General features: G+C 70.8%; 15 protein-coding genes. 5 read left to right on the forward strand and 10 right to left on the reverse strand.

Translation table 11 applies throughout. The annotated features are described in order from the left end of the window. Positions 1 to 6: 6 nt before the first annotated feature. The 4 genes from AAHM41_RS12245 to AAHM41_RS12260 all read right to left on the reverse strand — a co-directional run bounded on the left by AAHM41_RS12245 (position 7) and on the right by AAHM41_RS12260 (position 5,412). Complete coding sequence (locus tag AAHM41_RS12245) at positions 7 to 2,883, reverse strand: hypothetical protein (protein WP_342236820.1); 2,877 nt, start codon at positions 2,881 to 2,883, stop codon at positions 7 to 9. A 234-nt stretch (positions 2,884 to 3,117) separates the two neighbouring features. Next, entirely contained in the window at positions 3,118 to 3,606 is a 489-nt protein-coding gene (locus AAHM41_RS12250; protein ID WP_342236821.1) for an OmpA family protein, read from the reverse strand. Next, complete coding sequence (locus tag AAHM41_RS12255; protein WP_342236822.1) at positions 3,590 to 4,870, reverse strand: diguanylate cyclase domain-containing protein; 1,281 nt, start codon at positions 4,868 to 4,870, stop codon at positions 3,590 to 3,592. The genes AAHM41_RS12250 and AAHM41_RS12255 overlap by 17 nt, the downstream gene beginning before the upstream one ends. Next, positions 4,867 to 5,412, reverse strand: a complete 546-nt coding sequence (locus AAHM41_RS12260; protein ID WP_342236823.1) for a YfiR family protein — start codon at positions 5,410 to 5,412, stop codon at positions 4,867 to 4,869. Before AAHM41_RS12260 ends, AAHM41_RS12255 begins: the two co-directional genes overlap by 4 nt. 257 nt (positions 5,413 to 5,669) lie before the next feature. On the opposite strand from AAHM41_RS12260, the gene AAHM41_RS12265 reads away from it, so the two are divergent. Then, a complete protein-coding gene (locus tag AAHM41_RS12265; RefSeq protein ID WP_342236824.1) occupies positions 5,670 to 6,461 on the forward strand; it encodes a ferritin-like domain-containing protein in 792 nt (263 codons plus the stop codon). Between the two features lie 30 nt (positions 6,462 to 6,491). Here the strand turns inward: AAHM41_RS12265 and AAHM41_RS12270 are convergent, their stop codons facing one another. The 3 genes from AAHM41_RS12270 to AAHM41_RS12280 all read right to left on the reverse strand — a co-directional run bounded on the left by AAHM41_RS12270 (position 6,492) and on the right by AAHM41_RS12280 (position 9,013). Next, on the reverse strand, positions 6,492 to 7,559 hold the full coding sequence (locus AAHM41_RS12270; RefSeq protein ID WP_342236825.1) for a hypothetical protein: 1,068 nt from the start codon (positions 7,557 to 7,559) through the stop codon (positions 6,492 to 6,494). A gap of 135 nt (positions 7,560 to 7,694) precedes the next feature. After that, the gene (locus AAHM41_RS12275; RefSeq protein ID WP_342236826.1) at positions 7,695 to 8,063 is read right to left on the reverse strand and encodes a cupin domain-containing protein; all 369 of its coding nucleotides are present in this window, start codon (positions 8,061 to 8,063) and stop codon (positions 7,695 to 7,697) included. 38 nt (positions 8,064 to 8,101) lie between these two features. Then, on the reverse strand, positions 8,102 to 9,013 hold the full coding sequence (locus tag AAHM41_RS12280) for a LysR family transcriptional regulator (RefSeq protein ID WP_342236827.1): 912 nt from the start codon (positions 9,011 to 9,013) through the stop codon (positions 8,102 to 8,104). A gap of 130 nt (positions 9,014 to 9,143) precedes the next feature. On the opposite strand from AAHM41_RS12280, the gene AAHM41_RS12285 reads away from it, so the two are divergent. After that, positions 9,144 to 9,920: a dioxygenase family protein gene (locus tag AAHM41_RS12285; RefSeq protein ID WP_342236828.1), complete on the forward strand. Its 777-nt coding sequence runs from the start codon at positions 9,144 to 9,146 to the stop codon at positions 9,918 to 9,920. Positions 9,921 to 10,086: 166 nt separating this feature from the next. On the opposite strand, the gene AAHM41_RS12290 is transcribed toward AAHM41_RS12285, so the two are convergent. Next, a complete protein-coding gene (locus AAHM41_RS12290) occupies positions 10,087 to 10,791 on the reverse strand; it encodes a glutathione S-transferase family protein (protein WP_342236829.1) in 705 nt (234 codons plus the stop codon). A 96-nt stretch (positions 10,792 to 10,887) separates the two neighbouring features. On the opposite strand from AAHM41_RS12290, the gene AAHM41_RS12295 reads away from it, so the two are divergent. Beyond that, the gene (locus AAHM41_RS12295) at positions 10,888 to 11,805 is read left to right on the forward strand and encodes a LysR family transcriptional regulator (RefSeq protein ID WP_342236830.1); all 918 of its coding nucleotides are present in this window, start codon (positions 10,888 to 10,890) and stop codon (positions 11,803 to 11,805) included. Between the two features lie 79 nt (positions 11,806 to 11,884). Then, positions 11,885 to 12,139 (forward strand): hypothetical protein, encoded by a 255-nt coding sequence (locus tag AAHM41_RS12300; RefSeq protein WP_342236831.1) that lies wholly within the window; start codon positions 11,885 to 11,887, stop codon positions 12,137 to 12,139. A gap of 26 nt (positions 12,140 to 12,165) precedes the next feature. On the opposite strand, the gene AAHM41_RS12305 is transcribed toward AAHM41_RS12300, so the two are convergent. Further along, complete coding sequence (locus AAHM41_RS12305) at positions 12,166 to 12,630, reverse strand: peroxiredoxin (RefSeq protein WP_342236832.1); 465 nt, start codon at positions 12,628 to 12,630, stop codon at positions 12,166 to 12,168. A gap of 33 nt (positions 12,631 to 12,663) precedes the next feature. Then, entirely contained in the window at positions 12,664 to 15,696 is a 3,033-nt protein-coding gene (locus AAHM41_RS12310) for a bifunctional [glutamine synthetase] adenylyltransferase/[glutamine synthetase]-adenylyl-L-tyrosine phosphorylase (protein WP_446719445.1), read from the reverse strand. 44 nt (positions 15,697 to 15,740) lie between these two features. On the opposite strand from AAHM41_RS12310, the gene AAHM41_RS12315 reads away from it, so the two are divergent. After that, positions 15,741 to 18,950 carry a YhdP family protein gene (locus AAHM41_RS12315; protein WP_342236834.1) on the forward strand — a complete coding sequence of 1,070 codons (3,210 nt, stop codon included), beginning with the start codon at positions 15,741 to 15,743 and terminating at the stop codon, positions 18,948 to 18,950. Position 18,951: the final 1 nt, after the last annotated feature.

Here is an 18,951-nt window from a genome sequence, read left to right on the forward strand (position 1 = left end):
GCAAGGTCAGTCGCGTGGCGTCGCGGACGGCCGGATCCAGTCGAACTGCTGCCAGGGCTGCCGGGTCTCGGAAGGGGCGGGGCTCTTCTCCGCCGGCTTCTTCTCCGGCTCGGCGGCGCTCAGCGGCTTCGGCAGCTTGAAGTCGTACTGTTCGGCGAACAGCACCACATCCTCGATGGTGTGGATCTGGTAGCGCTGGATGTTCGGGCCGTTGCGGGCGTTGGCGTCGTATGTGCCCATCGGGTATTCGCCCTTGTCGTTCGACTCGACCTGCAGGGCGTTGTCGATGAAGAAGTCGCGCTTGCGCACCGGCAGGTCGTAGAGCCAGTCGACCAGCTCCGGCAGCTCGTTCTCCTTGAAGCCCAGCCGCTTGCCCAGCGTCGGCAGCATCGCCAGGAAGGGCCGGCCCTCCTCGTCGCAATTGGCCAGGCTCTCGGGCTTGTCGACGTCGGGATAGGCCGACTTCAGCCAGGCGCCCAGCATCGGCTCGTAGTGGTTCGAGGCCTTGACCCGGGTGTATTGCGACTTGCCGACCACGGCGATCGCAGTCAGCAGCCACAGCGCGCCGCCGGTCTTGGGGCCGACCGATTTCAGGCTGCCGATGATCGCCGGCAGCCAGGACACGGCGTCGAGCGGGCGGCCATGCACCAGGGCCTCGGCGGTCGTCGCCAGGGTCAGCGGCATCAGGCTCTTGTCGAGGATCGGTCCCATGATCGGGGTCGGCTTGCCCAACGCCACCTTCCAGGTCTTCCAGGCGTTGCCGGCGAACCAGTAGCCCCAGGCGTTGTTGATGGTTTTCGGGTCGAGCGTCGGCGCGCCGGTGATCACGTCCAGCGTCTCCTGCGGCCGGATGAACTCGACGCCGCCGATGGCGGAGAAGATCGAGGTCAGCGGCGTCGCCGGCGCGCCCTGCAGCGCCCGGATGAAGTCGTCGCCGTTGCGGACGATGAACATGCCGGTCGGCTGCTTCGGGACCTCGGCGCCGTTCTCGGCGTCGGTGCCGAGCTGCTGGATCAGAGTCAGGGTCAGGTCGGGATCGGCCCGCAGCGCCCGCCGCGCCGCGTCGCCCTTGCCCAGCTTCTCGGCGATCGCCGACGCCGGATCGCCGGCCGGCAGCTTGTCCAGCTTGGCCAGGAGCTGATCGAGCTCCTTGTCGGGCAGGGTCTTGACCTGCTCGCGCTGGTCCTGCTGCACCATGCGGCCCCATTCGACCGCGGCCTTCGGGCTGAGGCGCACCGCCAGGTTGACGTCGCTGCCGTCCTTGTCGGCCTCCTTCACCAGCGTGTCGTAGGCGTCGTCCAGGGTGCCGCCGCCGGGCAGCCCGTCCAGCAGCTCGCGGGGGGCGTTCTCGAGGGCGCTGCGGGTCAGCACCAGTGAGGCGCCGGCCTGGTCCAGCTTGTCGACCAGCGGCTTCTGCTGCTCCAGCAGGCCCTGCAGCCCGGCCAGCTTCTGCTGGTCGTCGCTGCCGGCCGAGGCGACCTGGTTCGGGTACAGCACGTCGGATTTGAAGGTCTTGCCGGTCTCGCCGGCTCGGCTGACCTGCTCCTTCACCCCCTTGCCGGCCTGGTCCAGCAGCGTGCTGGCCGCGTCGGCATGGCCGTTCTTCTCGAGATGATAGGCGACCCGGATGGCCAGCGCCGGCGTGCGGCCGGCGGCGATGCTGTCCTTGAAGGCGCTGCCGAACTCCTGGACGAAGTCCGGCGAGATGGTGGCGCCGTTGCGCCCGGCCTTCTCGGCCATCGCCACCAGCTGGCTGGCGTAGCGGTCGACCACGGCCTCGCCGTCCTTGGTCCGGCCGGCGCGATCGGACAGCGCCGACAGCGTGTCGATCGTCTTGGCGCCGCGCTGGGCGGGCCCGTCCGGATAGTCCTGGATCACCGTGTCCAGCGCCGACCGGACCTTCGGGTTGCCCAGGATCTGCGCCGCCCATTCCGGCGACACGGTGTGGCCGGGCCGGTCGCGGGTGACCTCCTCCGCCTTGGTCAGCTCGGGTGCGATGGCGCTGCTGTATTCCGGCTTGGCGATGTCGCTGCCGACCACCGTCTTCTGGTGCTTCGCTGCCAGGTCGAGGATCGGCTTGGCCGGGTCCTCGGTCAGCAGCTGGGTCTGCGCGTTCTTGATCGCCGTCTCATAGCCGGGATCGGTCTTCGTTCCCTGCTTCGGGCCGCCCTGGATCAGCAGGTCGGCCAGGCCGTCGATCGCCGCCTTGGGGTCGGGGCTGCCTTTGGACAGCGCCGCCAGCTGCGTTTCGGTATCGGCCTGCACCTGGCTCCAGTCGCCGCTGTGTCGCGCCGCGGCGATCGAGGCGCGCAGCGGCTCGAACACCGTGTCGAGATCGGACTGGGCCGACAGCTTGGCGCGGGAGGCGATCTCGGTGAAGCCCGGCTGGCGCTTGCCCAGCCCGGCGACCGGCTGCTCATGCGCATCCAGCGCCGCCTTCAGCTTGGCCTTGTCCCAGGCGACCGGCAGCCCGGCCTCGATGAAGCCGGGCGCCAGCTGCAGCTCCGCTTTCTGGCGCAGCTCGCCCGCCGTCTCCGCGGCGACCCGCGAGCCCTTGTTCTGCGAGGCCTGCTCGACGGTCTCGATCGCGTCGGTGACCTCCTTGAACAGGGCCTTGTCGACCAGGACCAGGGTGTCGCCACGCTCGATCCAACCGGGATTCTTCGCCAGCTTCGGGTTCATCAGCGTCAGCTCGGCCAGGGAGAAGCCGTGGTCGCCTCCGACCTTGAGCGCCGACTCGCCGTTCTGGATGCTGTGGATGATGACGCCGCCGTCGAGGCGCTTGTCGGCCCGATCGACGCTGCGCTGGAAGTCGTCCGTCTTGGTGGTCGCCTGGACCGGCTTGACCTGCGGCCATCTGCGGTTGTCGAGCGGAGTGACCATCCAGACGCCTTTCCAATGATGCCGGCCAGCCTGGCCCATCGAGAAAGAAGAATCCACTCTCCCGCACCTGGAATTACAGATCGATTCGCCGCGTTCGACTGGCACCGGGGCGACATTGAAGCAGACGGACGCGACGCCAGGCTTCCAGGGACTGGAAGAGCGGTGACGAAGCGTTCGCTCTTACTGGGATTTTCGGCGAATGCAATATTTCTGCAACACTATCGCCGGCATGGATTATTGCTGATTCGAAACGATGATCGCGACGCGCCGGTTCTCCCGGCGGCCGGCGGCCGAGCGGTTGTCCTCGACCGGCGCGCTCTTGCCCATGCCGGCGACCTGCAGGTCCTGGGCGGGGATGCCGGCCGCGACCAGGGCTTCGGCCACGGCCTTGGCCCGGCGCTCGGACAACTGCTGGTTGTACTCCGCCGTGCCGTAATCGTCGGTGTGGCCCTCGACCCGCAGCCGGTGGATGCCGACCGACAGCAGGGCCCGTGCCAGCTGGGCGATGGATTCGCGCTGGCCGGGGGCGAGCATCGCCTCGTCGGTGCCGAACAGCAGCTTGCTCGAGATGCCGAACTCCCAGCCGCTGTCGGTCAGCTCGAAGCCCTGCTGTTTCAGCAGCGCGATCTGCGCCGGCGTCAGCCCGGACTGGCAGCCGGCCAGAGCGGTGAGAAGGGCGGCAAGGGCCAGCCCGGTGGCGGTGCGCCTAGTGACGAGATGCAAGATGGGTCCCCAGTTGCTCGAATGGGTCCGGCCCGGCAGCGAGCTGCCGGCCGCCGGGCCGCAGGCGTTTGGCGAGATACATGGCGGCATCGGCCTGGCGCAGCAGCGCCGCGCCGTCCCAGGCATGGTCGGGGAACACGGCGATGCCGATGCTGACCGAAGCGGTGACGGCACCGCCCGACGGCAGCCGGACCGGCTGCCGCAGGCTGGCCAGGATGTCGTCGGCGACCTGCAGCGCATCGGCGATCTCGGCGACCGGGGCCAGCAGCACCGCGAACTCGTCGCCGCCCAGCCGTGCCACCAGATCGGTCTGGCGCAGCCGGTCCCGCACCCGGGCGGCAACGGCGGCCAGCACCGCATCGCCGGCGGCATGGCCGAGATCGTCGTTGGTCCGCTTGAAGTTGTCGCTGTCCAGGAACAGCACCGCCACCCGGCCGCGCAACGCTTCGGCCTCCTGCAGCGCGACGCCCAGCCGGGCCTCGAACACGGCGCGGTTCGGCAGGCCGGTCAGGCTGTCGTGGCTGGCCTGGTGGGCCAGGGATTCGTTCTCGCGCTGCAGCCCGGCCTGCCAGGATTCGAGCTCGCCGAGCAGGGCGTTGAAGTCGCCGGCCAGCTCGTTCAGCTCGGCGATCCCCGCCGGCGGCACGCGCCGGTCGAAGGTCCGCTCGCTGCGGACCCGGTGCGCCACCGTCGCCAGCGTGTGCAGCGGGCCGACGATGCCGGCCACCAGATAGCGCGACAGCAGCAGCGCGCTCAGGGCGCTCAGGGCCAGGCACACCAGCACCACCGCGACGCCGATCGCCAGGAACCGCAGCAGCCTTCCGGCGCTGCCGTGCAGCTCGATCCGCCCGATCTCCGCGCCGTCATGGGTGATCGGCTGCCGCACCGGCGAGGCGAAGACCAAGGCGGCCAGGCGGCGCTCGAGGTCGAGCAGGGACGGCTGGGCCGGGCGTTGCCAATGGGCGAACAGCGCGCCGCGGGCGTTGAAGACATTGGCCTCGGCCACGCCGCCCTCGGCGGCGGCGATCAGGGCCAGCGCCTCCTCGGCGGCGGCGCGGTCCTCGAACACCACTGCGGCCTCCACGGTGTAGCTCATCGAGGCCGCGATCAGCTGCAGGTTGCTGCCGGCATAGGCGCGCAGGGCGGCGAAGCCGGCCACGGTCAGGGTCAGGCCTGCCAGCGTCACCGCCAGCAGGGCGACGCCGAGCTGCGCCCGCCGCAGCACGCGCCGCAGCGGCGGCCGCGGGTCATCCCGCCGGCTCACGACGGCGTCTCCCTGCGCCGGCCGAGCTGCAGCACCTTCGGATTCACCCGGACGCCGCTGCGGGCCACGGAATCGAGGTTGATCTGGAACGAGACCTCGGCGCCCCGGACCTGCAGGCAGAACATGCTGCCGACCGTGCAACTGTCGTCCTGCTCGGTGATGCTGAGCACGGCGTGGCCGGCCAGGTGCGCGAAGATCTGCCGCCGCTCGGCGTCGCCGAGCCGGCCGAGATAGACGATGTCGCAATCCGCGCCGGGCGACCCGCCCGGCCCCAGCCGGACCGCCCGGACCGGCCGGCCGGAGGCCTGCGTGGCGCCGGCCAGCAGATCGTCGGCGTATTCCGCCGGGCCGATGACGCAGAGGCGGAGCTGCGGCGGCTCGACCGGCCAGCGGGTGTAGCTGATGATCCCCATCACGACCTGCCGGACCGTCGCCGGGCTGTCCTGATCCTGCGCCCGGCCGGGGCCGGCCAGGGCCAGCAGCACCGCGCCTGCCGTCGCGGCGCGGCCAAGGAGCGGCAGCCATCGGCACCATCCGGACATGCCGGCGCGTGCGCTCAGGTCAGGCCCGCGGCATGGGAGCGGGGCAGATGCGGAGCTGCATCGGGCCAACAGGATCTCAGGACAATCTCGGGCTTCGACAATGACGATGCGTCCGCGATCCTCTCGCGAGGCCGTCAGACAGCCGCGAGGATAACATCATTGCGCAGCGGGAGCATCCCGAGACCCTCCCAATCCTGAGACGATCGGCCTGGACAACCCGCATTCCAGGGCGGCGCCGTCCTGGTGTAAGAGGAGCCATGGACGCCCTGACCGACCTCGCCGTCGCCGTGCTGGAGACGGCGGACCCGCTCAGCAAGATCGAGCTGAGCCACCAGGCCGCCGCGGCCTGGCGGCAGCGCGCGATCCCGGTGCTGGGCACGCGACCCCCATCGCTGCGCCCGGCCCGGCCGGCGGTGCCGGAGCTGCGGCGCCCGGGCGACATGCCGAAGCGGCGGCTGGGCGGGGAGGCGGGGCGGATCGCCCTGCTGCACGCTTTGGCCCATATCGAGCTGAACGCGATCGACCTGAGCTGGGACCTGATCGCGCGCTTCGCCACGGCGGAGACGCCGGAGAGCTTCTTCGACGACTGGGTCAAGGTCGCCGACGAGGAGGCGACGCATCACGGCCTGCTGTCGGTGCGGCTGAACCAGCTCGGCTCCGCCTACGGCGCCCTGCCGGCGCATGACGGGCTGTGGCAGGCGGCGGAGGAGACGGCGGAGGATCTGCTCGGCCGGCTCTCGGTGGTGCCGCTGGTGCTGGAGGCGCGCGGCCTCGACGTGACACCGGAGACGGTGGAGCGGCTGGAGCGTGCCGGCGACGCCGACAGCGCCCGCATCCTGCATCGCATCTATACCGACGAGATCGGCCATGTCGCCGCCGGCCGGCGCTGGTTCGAATGGGAATGCGGCCGCCAGGGCAGGGCGCCGATCCCGACCTATCACGAGCTGGTGCGGCGCTATTTCCGGGCTCGGCTGAAGCGGCCCTTCAACGTGCCGGCCCGCGACCTCGCCGGCTTCGCCGCCGCCTTTTACGAGCCGCTGGCGGAGTAGGGGCGGGCCCACCCGCCCGCCCCATGATCGTCACTGGCGATGCCACAGCGCCTGGTCGGCGCCGCGGAAGAAGCAGTCGAAGGCGTCCGCTCTCCAGGCGACACAGGCGGGCTGGTCCAGGGCGGTGCCGCCCAGTCGGGCCCAGCCGCTCCATTGCCGGCCGTCCCATGACTGGTGCCACAGGGCCCGGTCGGTGTGGCGGGCGACGCAGTCGATGCTGTCCGGCTTCAGGGAGATGCAGGAGGGCGGGTCCAGCAGGGCGCCGCCCCGGCTCTCCCAGCCGCCCCATTGGCGGCCGTCCCACCAGCGGTGCCACATCGCCTGGTCGGTGCCGCGGGCGAAGCAGTCGAGGCGGTTCGGCCCCCAGGCGATGCAGGCAGGCTGCTCCAGGATCGTGCCGCCTAGGCCTTCCCAGCCGCCCCACTGCCGGCCGTCCCACCAGCGATGGTACATTGCCCGGTCGGTGCCGCGGGCGAAGCAGTCGAGGCGGTTCGGGCCCCAGGCGACGCATTCCGGCTCTTCCAGGATGATGCCGCCCAGGTTTTCCCAGCCACCCCAATTCGAGCCGTCCCACCAGCGGTGATACATCGCCCGGTCGCCGCCGCGGGCGAAGCAGTCGATGCGGTTCAGACCCCAGGAGACGCAGTCGGGCTGCTCCAGGATCGTGCCGCCCAGGCTTTCCCAGCCGCCCCAGCGGCGGCCGTCCCAGACCTGATGCCACATCGCCTGGTCGGTGCCGCGGGCGAAGCAGTCGATGCGGCCCGGCCCCCAGGAAACGCAGTCGGGCTGCTGCGTGATGGCGCCGCCCCGGCTCTCCCAGTCGGACCATTGGCGGCCGTCCCACCAGCGCTGATGCATCGCCTGGTCGGTGCTGCGGGCGAGGCAGTCGATGCGGTCCTCGCCCCAGGACACGCAGGAGGGGTGTTCCAGCATGGTGCCGCCGAGGCTCTCCCAATTGCCCCATTCCACCGCCCAGGCCCGGGCGGGGAGGAGCAGGAACAGCAGCGCGATCAGGATGCCCAGGACAGGAAGTCGATGGCTGCCGTCCGATCTGAGCCGACAATCAAAAGCCAAGCCGCTGCAATGCGCTCCGACCATCAAATGCCTCCAAAATATCAACGCCTCTACCGTCCGGCAGAAAATAATCGTCAGAAACTAGCGTCTAAAAATGTCGTTATTGTGTGCTGGACCGTGCCGGAGGGCACGCCGAGCTCTTGGCCGAGGCGGATTCTGTCAGCCCTTCCGCTCGTAGATCACGTACAGCTTGCGCGCCGGAGTCAGGTTCCGCCAGGTGCCTTCGAAGCCGGCGGGGATGACGAAGCTGGCCCCGGCCTCGAAGCGGCGGGCGGCTCCGGCGCCGTCGGCCAGCTCCACCGTGCCGGACAGCAGATGGCAGAACTCTTCCTCGGTGTAGCCGACGCGCCAGGCGCCGATCGCGCCTTCCCAGATCCCGGCCGAGAACTGGCCCGTCGGGTCGCTGTAGAAGTTGCGCACCGTCTGCAGCGGATCGCCGTCCAGCACCTTGGCCGGGTCCGGCCGCCAGGTCGCATTCTCGGACCGGGCGGCGGCGAAGTCGACGATGTCGGCGGCGGTCTTGCTCATGGAGGCCTCGCTGGCGGGATGCGGCGAGACTGCCGGCTTCAACCGCGGCTGTCGAGGCTCCAGGACGGGCGGGCGAAGCGCTCGGCCATGAAGTCGACGAAGCTGCGGACCTTGGCCGACAGGGTGCGGGCCGGCGGGTAGACGGCGTGGATGCCGATCTCCGGCAGCCGCCACTCCGGCAGGATCTCGACCATCCGGCCGGCGGCGAGGTCGGGGGCGGCGATGAAATCCGGCTGCCGGGCGATGCCGTAGCCCTCGCGGATCGCCGCCTGGATGGCGTCGCCATTGTTGATCTGCAGCCGGGCGCCGATGCGGATTCGCGCCTCGCCCTCCGGCCCGGTCAGCACCCATTCGCCCCGGTCGCCGCCATAGGCATAGGCGATGCAGCGGTGCCGGGCGAGATCGGAGGGATGGGTCGGAGTGCCGTGGGCCGCGAGATAGGACGGGGCGGCGCAGAGCAGGATGCGGCAGGGGGCGAGGCGGCGGGCGATCAGCGAGGAATCGGCCAGCCGGCCGATACGGATCGCCAGGTCGTACCCATCCTCCAGCAGGTCGACGACCCGGTCGTTCAGGGTCAGGTCGACCGAGACCTCGGGATAGCGCTCGAGATAGGCGGCCAGGGCCGGGGCGACATGCAGCACGCCGAAGCTCATCGGCGCGTTGACCCGCAGCAGGCCGCGCGGCCGGGCGTGCAGGGCGGTCGCCTCCTCCTCGGCCTCGATGACGTCGGCGGTGATGCGCTGGGCCCGGCGATAGAAGGCGGCGCCGGCCTCGGTCAGGCTGAGCCGGCGGGTGGTGCGGTTCAGCAGGCGGGTGCCGAGCCGGGTCTCGAGGTCGAGGATCGCCCGGCTGGCCAGTGCCCGCGACAGGCCGAGCTGCTCCGCCCCCGCGGCGAAGCTGCCGGCATCGACGATCCGCACGAACAGGTCCAGCGTGGTCAGGCGATCCATGATTGTCAAAAATGGATCAACAATCTTTTGATGTCACGCTGGATTATCAAAATCGTCGGGAGGCGCAATATGAGGGTTGCGGAGGTCGCGGCCGGCCGTCCCGTGCCGCATGCCCGCCTGGAGATCAATCATGTCCACGATGCCCGCGCTCTTCGTCTCCCACGGCTCGCCGATGCTGGCGCTGTCGGACGAGCCGGCGGGACGGTTCTTCGACGCGCTCGGGCCATCGCTGCCTCGGCCTGACGCGATCCTGCTGGCCTCTGCCCATTTCGAGACCGAGGTGCCGACGCTTGGCGCGGTGCAGCAGCCGGAGACGATCCACGATTTCCACGGCTTCCCCGAGCCGCTGTACCAGCTCCGCTATCCGGCCACCGGGGCGCCCGGCCTGGCGCGCCTCGCCGCCGAGCGGATCGCCGCGGCCGGCCTGCCGGTCAAGATCGACGACAAGCGCGGCCTGGACCACGGCGCCTGGGTGCCGCTGCGCCGGATGTATCCGGCTGCCGACATCCCGGTCGCGACCCTGTCGATCCAGCCGCACCGCGACCCGGCGCACCACTATGCCGTTGGCCAGGCGCTGCGCGGGCTGCGCGACGAGGGGGTGATGATTCTGGCCTCGGGGTCGCTGACCCACAATCTGCGCGCGCTGGACTGGCGCGGCGGCCCGGACGCCCCGGTCTCCGGCTGGGCCCGGGCGTTCATAGACTGGGTGGCGGCGGCGGTGGATGAGGGCCGCACCGAGGATCTGCTGAACTACCGCCGCCTGGCGCCCGAGGCGGTGAAGAACCATCCGGCGGACGAGCATTTCCTGCCGTTCTTCGTCGCCCTCGGGGCCGGCGACCTGCCCGGCCGCCGGCTCCATGCCAGCGTCACCATGGGCGCGCTGGCGATGGACGCCTATTCCTTCTGAGGCGGAGGACGCTGGCGGCGGTCAGAGCCTGTCCGAGAGTGCGCTGGAGCGAGTCGGCTGGTGGTGGTTTCGAGAACCGGCGCGCAGCGGACGTTTGGGTCCGTGAGTACCGGAAGCGCAGAAACCGCCATCAGACGGCCGCTCCAGTAGCGTTATCGGGCGGGCTCTAGGCTGCCAGCTTCACCCGGCCCATCGCCTCCTCTAGGCTGATCTCACCCCGGAAGCCGCCGGCGCTGCGGGCAGCCTCGCCGTGTTCGACGGCATGGGCGAACTGCACCGCCGGGTCGGCCTCCAGCCGCTCGAACAGGCGCTGCAGGCCCGGGTAGTCGTGGCGGTCGACCACGTCGTGATACTTGGTCCAACGGGCGATGCCGATGAAGTAGGCGTCGGCCAGCGTCCGGTCGCCCAGCAGCCAGTCCTGGCTGCCCAGCATCGCCTCCAGATCGGCATGCGCCTTCGCCACCTTGGCCGCGCCATAGGCCCTGAGCGCGTCGCGCTCCACACCTTCGGCGCCATGCTCCAGCGCGTACCACAGCGGGCTGAAGGCGTTGAAGAAGGCGGTGTTGAGGAAGCCCAGCGCCTGGTTCAGCCGGTCGAAGTCGGGCGTGCCCTGGGCGAAGGACAGTCCCTTGCCGATCCCGCGGACGCCGAGATGGTTCAGGATCGCCAGGCTCTCGCTGATCACCCGTCCGTCCGCGGTCAGCAGCGTCGGCGTCTCGCCGACCGGGTTGAGGCGGCGATAGGCCTCGCCCTGCACCACCTCCGGCATCTCGATGCGGCTCAGCCGATACGGCTCGCCGAGCCATTCCAGCGCCACGATCGAGCCGAAGGAGCAGCCCGAGGGCACGCCATAGAAGAGGATCGGTTCCATGATGGGATTCCCTGTGTTTGGTCACAGGAATATGCCCATGTGGACTTTAAGGCTGTAGCCGTGCTCCTGTGAACTCAAAGTCTACATGCATGGACGATGGATGTGCTCAACCTCAACGACCTGATCCTGTTCGTGCGGGCCGTGGACAGCGGCGGCTTCGCCGCGGCCGGGCGGCGGCTGGGGCTGCCGAAATCGACCATCAGCAAGCGCGTCGCCGAGCTGGAGGCGGCGCTCGGCGCCCGCCTGATCCACCGCACGTCGCGCAGCTTCGTGCTGACCGAGCTGGGGCGCGATTTCTACGACCATGCCCAGGCGGCGATGATCGAGGCGGAGGCGGCCGAGGGCGTGGTCCGCCGCCGCTTGGCCGAGCCGAGCGGGACGGTCCGGATCACCGCCTCGGTGCCGACCGCGCAATCCCGGCTCTCCGGCCTGCTGCCGGCTCTGGCCCGGGCCTATCCCAAGATCCGGCTGCAGCTGCACGTCACCGACCGCTTCGTCGACCTGGTGCAGGAGGGTTTCGACATCGCGGTGCGCAGCCACTTCGCGCCGCTGCCGGATTCCGAGCTGGTGCAGCGGCGGATGGCGGTCGAGCGCATCACCCTGGTGGCGGCACCGGACTATCTTGCACGCCGCGGCGTGCCGCGGGAGCCTGCGGATCTCAAGGACCATGACGGGCTGCTGACCGGCCCCTCGGCTACGGTCTGGCGGCTGCGCCACCGCGACGGCCGCGAGGCGCAGGTCGCGCCGGCGTCCAGCTTCGTCGCCGATGAATCGATCGTGCTGCTGAAGGCGGCAGTCGCGGGGCTGGGCGTCGTCTGCGCGCCCGAGACCATGTCCGCCGAGGCCCGCGCTGCCGGCGCGCTGGTACCGGTCCTGCCGGACTGGGAGGCCGGCACCGTGTGGACGACGCTGCTGACGCCGTCCCGGCGCGGCCAACTGCCCGCCGTCCGCGCCGTCATCGACTTCCTGGCGAGGGAGCCGCCTAGCCAAGCCCATCGAGGGGAATCCGCGTGACCACCTCTTCCACAAATTGCGAAACGACCACATTTCTGGTGTAGGCTGACCAACAGCAACCGGCAGGTTCTGGCCACACATGACCGACGAAACCACCAACCTGGTGCTGGAGCACCTGAAGCGGATCCAGGCCGAGCAGACCGCATCGAGGGAGCGCGATCAGGAGATCGTGTCGCGGCTCGCGCAGATCGAGATCGGCTTGGCCCGCCTTGCCCGCGATCAGGCGTCGAACTATGCCGAGACAGTCGAAGATCGGCACGTCGTCGACAAGATCAAATCCCGCCTCGACCGCATCGAGCGGCGGCTCGACCTAGTGGAACATCCGCCGCAGTAGCAGCGGTCACCCCGTCGGCGCCGCGGCTAGCCCTTCTGCGCCGCAGCCAGCACCGCCTCGACATGGCCGGGCACCCGCACGCCGCGCCACAGGCCGCGGACGATGCCCTGCTCGTCGACCAGCACCGTCGACCGGTCGATGCCCATGTACTTCCGGCCGTACATCGACTTCTCGACCCAGGCGCCGTAGCGCTCGACCGTGTCGTCGTCCTTGGCCGAGGCCAGGGTGAAGGTCAGGCCGTATTTCGCCGCGAACTTGTTCAGCGCCGGCACCGGGTCCTTGGAGATGCCGATGATCGCGGCGTCGACGCCCTCGAACTCCGGCAGCGCATCGTTGAAGCCGCAGGCCTCCTTGGTGCAGCCGGAGGTGTCGGCCTTCGGATAGAAGTAGACGATCACCTTCCGGCCGCGCAGGGCCGAAAGCGACACCGTCCCGCCGCCCGCCTTGGGCAGGGTGAAGTCCGGGGCGGGCTTGCCGATCTCGACGCTCATGGGGATCACTCCAGACGGGTTCGCTGCGTTTGACTAGGATGCCGCAGGTTTGGAGGCAAGATCGTCCGTCGGCGGCGGCCCGATCAGCCGGTCGAAGACGGCCATGACCTCGGCCGCCTGGCGCTGCATCCCGGCCGCGGCGGCGTCGAGATCCTCCAGCGGGTCGGCGGCGGCATCCTCGGCCACGGCGCGCAGCAGGCCGCGGATCATGGCGTCGGAGGCCTCGGCCGGATCGAACTTGTCTTCCACGGCGAAGCGCAGGAAGGCCTGCACCCGCTGCCAGGTCGCCAGCGCCCGCAGCAGCGTCTCCGCCTCGGCCCCGGGCAGGACGCCGGCAGCCTCGGCGCGACGCAGCACCTCGGCGGTGGCCTGGTGCAGGATCTCCGGATGGTCGGCGGCGTGCCGCAGCTGCAGGTACTGGGCGATGAACTCGACATCGACCAGCCCGCCGCGGAAATGCTTGATGTTCCAGACGTCGCCGGTGTCGCGCTGGCGCGCCATCCGGCCGCGCATCTCGGCGATGTCGCGGCGCAGCTTGTCCGGGTCGCGGGGCAGCCCCAGCAGTGCCTGGATCTCGGCCTCGATCCGCCCGCGCAGCGGGCCGTCGGCATGGATCACCCGGGCCCGGGTCAGGGCCATGTGCTCCCAGGTCCAGGCGTCGCCGCGCTGATAGGCGCTGAAGGCCTCCAGGCTGGTCGCCAGCGGCCCGGCATTGCCGGAGGGGCGGAGCCGCATGTCGACCTCGAACAGCGCGCCCTGCGCCGTCGGCGCGGTGATCGCCGAGACCAGGCGCTGGATCAGCCGGGTATAGTAGACCATGGGCCCGATCGGCTTCTCGCCGTCCGACATCTGATCGGCGCCGGCATCGTGAATCATGATCAGGTCGAGGTCGGAGCGGATCGTCATCTCGCGGCCGCCGAGCTTGCCCATGGCGAGGAGGGCGAGCCCGCCTTCCGGGAAGCGGCCGTGCCGCCGCGCGAACTCCGCCTCCACCCGCGGCACCAGGGCCTGCAGCGCCACCTCGGTGACGTCGGACAGGAAGGCGGCGCAGGTCGGCGTCTCGGACAGGCGGCGCAGGATGTGCACCGCGGCGCGGAAGCGCTGGTCGTTGGTCCAGCGCCGCAGCACGTCCAGCATGTCCTCGAAGTCGCGCGCCGTGGCCAGCTCCGCCGCCAGCCGCTCCTGCAGCCGCTCCCGCCCCGGCAGGTTGCTGAAGAAGCCCGGCGCCAGCACCGCCTCCAGCTGCCCGGCATGGGCCGTCAGATAATCCGCGATCCGGCCGCCGAAACCGAGTATATCGATAAGGAGATCAAGGAGATCGGGGTTGACGTTAAACAAGGAGAAGAGCTGGACGCCGGCCGGCAGCCGGGCCAGGAACCCATCCAGCCGCTGCAGCGTGGCATCGGGATCGGCGGTGCCGCCGACGATCGCCAGCAGCCGCGGCACCAGCCCGGTGATCAGGCCGCGCGCCCGCTCGCTGCGCAGGGCCCGGTAGCGGCCATGCAGCCAGCCACGCACCACCGCGATCGCCTCCGGCGGCCGGGCGAAGCCCAGGCGCTGCAGCGTCTCGACCGTGCCGGGATGGTCGTCGACGCCGGCGAAGACCAGGGTGACGGCGCCCTCCGGCGGCCGGTCCTCCTGGAACAGCTCGGCATAGCGGCTCTCGACCAGCCGCAGCGTATCGGTCAGCGTGGTGCGGAACGAGGCCGGGTCCGGGAAGCCGAGGAAGCGGCCCAGGGCGTCGACCTCGCGCGGGTCCTCCGGCAGCGCATGGGTCTGGTGGTCCTCCAGCATCTGGATGCGGTGCTCGACCCGGCGCAGGAAGCGGTAGCATTCGGCCAGGCTGGCGGCGGTGCCGCGGTCGACCCGGCCGGCCTCGGCCAGCGTCTCCAGCCCGGCGACGGTGCCGCGCAGGCGCAGCTTCGGCTCGCGGCCGCCGAAGATCAGCTGCTGCATCTGCACGAAGAACTCGATCTCGCGGATGCCGCCGCGGCCGAGCTTCAGGTCGTGGCCCTCGATGGCGACCGCGCCATGGCCGTGATGGTGGTGGATCTGCCGCTTGATCGCGTGGATGTCCTGGATCGCCGCGAAGTCGAGGTTGCGGCGCCAGATGAAGGGCGTCAGGAAGTCGAGGAAGGCGTCGCCGGCGGCGCGGTCGCCCGCCACCGGCCGGGCCTTGATCATCGCCGCGCGCTCCCAGCTCTGCGCCAGGCTGGTATAGTAGCTTTCGGCCGCCGCCAGCGACACCGCCGGCGGCGTCGCGCCGGGGTCGGGGCGCAGCCGCAGATCGGTGCGGAAGACATAGCCGTCGACCGTCCGCTCCTCCATGACCCGCACCAGGTCGCGGGCCATCCGGGTGAAGGTCTGGCCCAGATCGTCCGGCCGGTCGGTCGGCACCTTGTCGGCGTCGTAGAGGATGATCAGGTCGACATCGCTGGAATAGTTCAGCTCGCGCGCGCCCAGCTTGCCCATGCCCAGCACGATCAGCCCGGACGCGTCCGGCGCCGCCACGGCCTCGGGGCGCAGCAGCCCGCGCGCCGCGGCGCGGGCCAGGAGATGGGCGACAGCCAGGTCGAGGGTGGCCTCGGCGAGGTCGGACAGGGCGCCGGTCACCCGCTCCAGCGGCCACAGCCCGCCGATATCGGCCAGCGCGATCAACAGGGCGATGCGCCGCTTGGCCAGCCGGAACGCCTGCATCAGCCGGGTGGTGTCGGTCTCGGCGGCGGTGTCGGCGCGCAGGGCCGCCAGCTCGGCGGCGACCGCTGCGTCCGGTCCGTCGGCGAGGAAGCGCCGGACCGTCGCCGGGGTCTTCAGCGCCAGCTCGGTCAGGTAGGGGCTGCCGCCGAACACGGCCTCCAGCAGTGCGCGCCCCTGCGGCTCGGCGGGCAGCGCCACGGCAAAATCGCGAAGCTCGGGATCGGATTGCTCGGTCGCGCGTTCAAGCCACCGTTCGACTCCGCGCCGGGCACGGTCGGGATCGCCCGCGCGGGGCCAGACGGCATCAGCCAATACGGCTTCGAAACGTGGCATCGCGCTGTCCATGTGCCTAAGGTGCGGGCGCAGCATCGGTTTCCCGCGGGGATGGGTCAAGCGAGGGTGAAACGTTCGGGATGAGGGCGCTGAAGATCCTGGCCGAGATCGTCGGGCTGGCGGTCGCCGGCTTCGCCCTCGCCGCCGTCACGCTGGCATGGCGGCTGTCCACCGGGCCGCTGGAGATCGATTTCCTGACCCCCTATGTCGAGCAGGCCCTCGCCGACCGCAACGTCACGGTCGAGATCGGCGCGCTGTCCCTGCGCTGGGAAGGGTTCAACCGGCCGGCGGTGCTGGCCGCCCGCGACGTGCGGGTGCGGCAGCGGGACGGGACGCTGATCGCGTTCACCCCGGAGGGGACAGCCGATGTCAGCATGCCGAAGCTGCTGCGCGGGGTGGTGGCGCCGCTGCGGATCGACCTGATCCGGCCGCATCTGCGGGTGACCCGGACGGAGGCCGGCGAGTTCAGCTTCGGCCTCGGCGAAGGCGAGGCCGGCGAGGGCGGGGTGTCGACGCCGGCCGAAGGGGCGCCGACCCGCGACGTGGTCAAGGACCTGCTGGTTGCGCTCGATGCCCGGCTCGGCAGTGAGGACAGCGCGATCGCCTCGCTGACCCGGCTGACGCTGGTCGACGGCAGCGTCCGCATCGACGACCGCATGCTGGGGCGCAGCTGGATCGCGCCCAGGGCCTCGGCCGACCTCCGCCGCACCGCGACCGGTGTCGACGGCCAGGCAGCGCTCTCCGTGATCTCCGGCGACCGGACGGCCCAGTTCGGCGGCGAGATCCGCTATCGGCGGGCCAGCCGCAGCGGCAGCGCGACGGTCACCTTCGCCAATGTCATCCCGGCGGCGCTGACCCGGATCTCGCCGGTGCTGGCGCCGCTGGAGGCGATCGAGAGCCCGGTGTCCGGCCGGCTCGAGGTCGATTTCGATTCCCGCTTCCAGCCGACGACCGGCCGGTTCTCGCTGACCAGCGTCGAGACCCGGCTCAAGCTGCCGCCCCTGTGGACCGCGCCGCTCAGCGTCGCCCGAACCAGCCTGTCGGGCTCGGTCGACCTGCCGAAGCGGCGGCTGACGCTCGACGATTTCAGCATCGATCTCGGCGGGCCGAAGATCTCGCTGTCCGGCCAGGTCGACGCGGTCGGCGACACGATCGAGGCGATCACGGCCGGGGCCGTCACCGACCTGCCGGTCGACCTGCTGGAAAGCTTGTGGCCGCCGGGCGTGCCCAGCGGACTGCGCAACTGGATCACCGCCAACCTGCATGACGGCGTGCTCGACCACACGGAATTCAGCCTGCACGCCCGGGCGCCGCTGTCCAACCCCGAGGCGGTGACGCTGGTCGCGGCCGACGGCACGATGCAGGCGCGCGGCATGACGGTGACCTATTTCGAGGGGCTGCCCCCGATCACCGGCTTCAACGCCGCGGCCAGCTTCAACCAGTCGACCATGCGCATCGCCACCGCCGGCGGGCATCTGCAGGACATCGCGCTGCAGCCCTCCGACATCACCATCACCGGCCTCGACCTGCACGACCAGGTGATCGACATCGACGCCCGGGTCGAGGGGCCGGTGAAGACGATCATGTCGGTGCTCGACCTGCCACGGCTCGGCTACGCCAAGCGGGTCGGGCTGGCGCCGGACCGCATGTCCGGCCGGGCGACGGCCCGGATGCACTTCGGCTTCTCGCTTCTCGCCGACCTGCCGTTCGAGGCGGTCCGCATGGGGGTGGAGGGCGCGCTCGACAATGTCGGCATCAGCGGTGTCAAGCCGGGCTACGACCTGGCCGGCGCCGACGCCAGGCTGGCGCTCGACAAGTCGGGGATGACGCTGGCGGGCAAGGCCCAGCTCAACACCGTGCCGATCGCCTTCTCCTGGCGCGAGGCGTTCGACGATTCGGCGGTGCAGACCAGGGTCTCGGCCCAGGCCACCCTGACCCCGGCGGCACGGGAGGCGCTGAAGATCCCGGCGATCGGGCCGGTCGAGGGCACCATCGGCGCCGATCTCGACCTCGCCAAGCGGTCCGGCGGTTCGGCGACGCTCGACGCCAAGCTCGACCTCACCGACGCCCGCATCGCAATCGACCCGATCGGCTGGATCAAGCCCGTGGGCGGCAGGGCGAATGCCGCGGTCAGCCTGGCTCTGGCCGGCGACCGCATCGCCAAGGTCTCGCAGTTCAGCGTCTCGGGCGGCGACGTCACCGCCTCGGGGAGTGCCGATTTCACCCGCGACGGGTCGCTGGCGCAGCTCAGCATCGCCTCGTTCCGCCAGGGCGCGAACGACGTCAAGGGCCAGGTCGAGGTGCTCGGGCCGGACAGCTACCGCCTGGCGCTCACCGGCTCGCGTCTCGACGTGTCCGGCATCCTGGAGCAGCGGCGCGCGGCCCAGGGCAAGGCTGCCGGCGGAGCGGAGCCCGGCCCGACCGCCGATCCGGCCCCCGGGCCGCGGATCGACGCCACCTTCGATGTCGGCGAGCTCTCCCTCGGCGACAACCGATCGCTGCGGGCGGTGCATGGCCGGGCGATCGGCCGCACCACCAACCTGCAGGACGTGACCCTGGCGGCGCAGTTGCCGGGCGGGCGGCCGATCGACCTGCGGCTGACGCCGCAGCAGGGCCAGCCGGACCGCCAGATCCTGACCGTGCGCAGCGAGGATGCGGGTGAGACGCTGCGCATCTTCGACATCGCCGACAACATCACCGGCGGCAGCCTCTTGGCCACCGGCACCCGGAACGGCGTCACCGGCGCGATCGAGGGCCAGTTCGACGCCCGCAACTTCGTGCTGCACGAGGCGCCGGGCATGGCGCGGCTGCTGGCAGCCACCTCGCCCTCCGGCCTGCAGGACCTGTTCGGCACCAGCGGGCTGACCTTCAACCGGCTGGACGCCGACTTCACCTATGCCGCGACGCAGCGGCGGGTCACGCTGAAGCAGGGGCGGGGGGCCGGCGGCGACCTCGGCCTGGCCTTCGACGGCCTGATCGACCTCCGGGCCGAGACCATCGATCTCGCCGGCACCATCGTGCCGATCTATCACATCAACAGCGTGATCAGTGCGATCCCGCTGATCGGCGACATCCTGACCGGCGGCGAGGGCGGCGGGCTGTTCGCCTTCACCTACACGATCCGCGGCTCCTTCGCCGATCCCTCGGTCTCGGTCAACCCGCTGTCGGTGCTGGCCCCCGGCTTCCTGCGGCGCCTGTTCTTCGAGGAGACGCCCTCCGCATCGGACGGGGCGCCGCGGCAGGCCTCCCCGCCGCAGCCGCCGAAGCCGCCACGCGACCGGCAGCGTTGAC

The organism is Inquilinus sp. OTU3971 (assembly GCF_038440215.1).

Coding starts and splice junctions, on each gene's coding strand:
- AAHM41_RS12245 (WP_342236820.1), bottom strand. CDS start 2,883: ATGGTCACTCCGCTCGACAACCGCAGATGGCCGCAGGTCAAGCCGGTC.
- AAHM41_RS12260 (WP_342236823.1), bottom strand. CDS start 5,412: ATGTCCGGATGGTGCCGATGGCTGCCGCTCCTTGGCCGCGCCGCGACG.
- AAHM41_RS12265 (WP_342236824.1), top strand. CDS start 5,670: ATGGACGCCCTGACCGACCTCGCCGTCGCCGTGCTGGAGACGGCGGAC.
- AAHM41_RS12270 (WP_342236825.1), bottom strand. CDS start 7,559: ATGGTCGGAGCGCATTGCAGCGGCTTGGCTTTTGATTGTCGGCTCAGA.
- AAHM41_RS12275 (WP_342236826.1), bottom strand. CDS start 8,063: ATGAGCAAGACCGCCGCCGACATCGTCGACTTCGCCGCCGCCCGGTCC.
- AAHM41_RS12280 (WP_342236827.1), bottom strand. CDS start 9,013: ATGGATCGCCTGACCACGCTGGACCTGTTCGTGCGGATCGTCGATGCC.
- AAHM41_RS12285 (WP_342236828.1), top strand. CDS start 9,144: ATGTCCACGATGCCCGCGCTCTTCGTCTCCCACGGCTCGCCGATGCTG.
- AAHM41_RS12290 (WP_342236829.1), bottom strand. CDS start 10,791: ATGGAACCGATCCTCTTCTATGGCGTGCCCTCGGGCTGCTCCTTCGGC.
- AAHM41_RS12295 (WP_342236830.1), top strand. CDS start 10,888: ATGGATGTGCTCAACCTCAACGACCTGATCCTGTTCGTGCGGGCCGTG.
- AAHM41_RS12300 (WP_342236831.1), top strand. CDS start 11,885: ATGACCGACGAAACCACCAACCTGGTGCTGGAGCACCTGAAGCGGATC.
- AAHM41_RS12305 (WP_342236832.1), bottom strand. CDS start 12,630: ATGAGCGTCGAGATCGGCAAGCCCGCCCCGGACTTCACCCTGCCCAAG.
- AAHM41_RS12310 (WP_446719445.1), bottom strand. CDS start 15,696: ATGCTGCGCCCGCACCTTAGGCACATGGACAGCGCGATGCCACGTTTC.
- AAHM41_RS12315 (WP_342236834.1), top strand. CDS start 15,741: ATGAGGGCGCTGAAGATCCTGGCCGAGATCGTCGGGCTGGCGGTCGCC.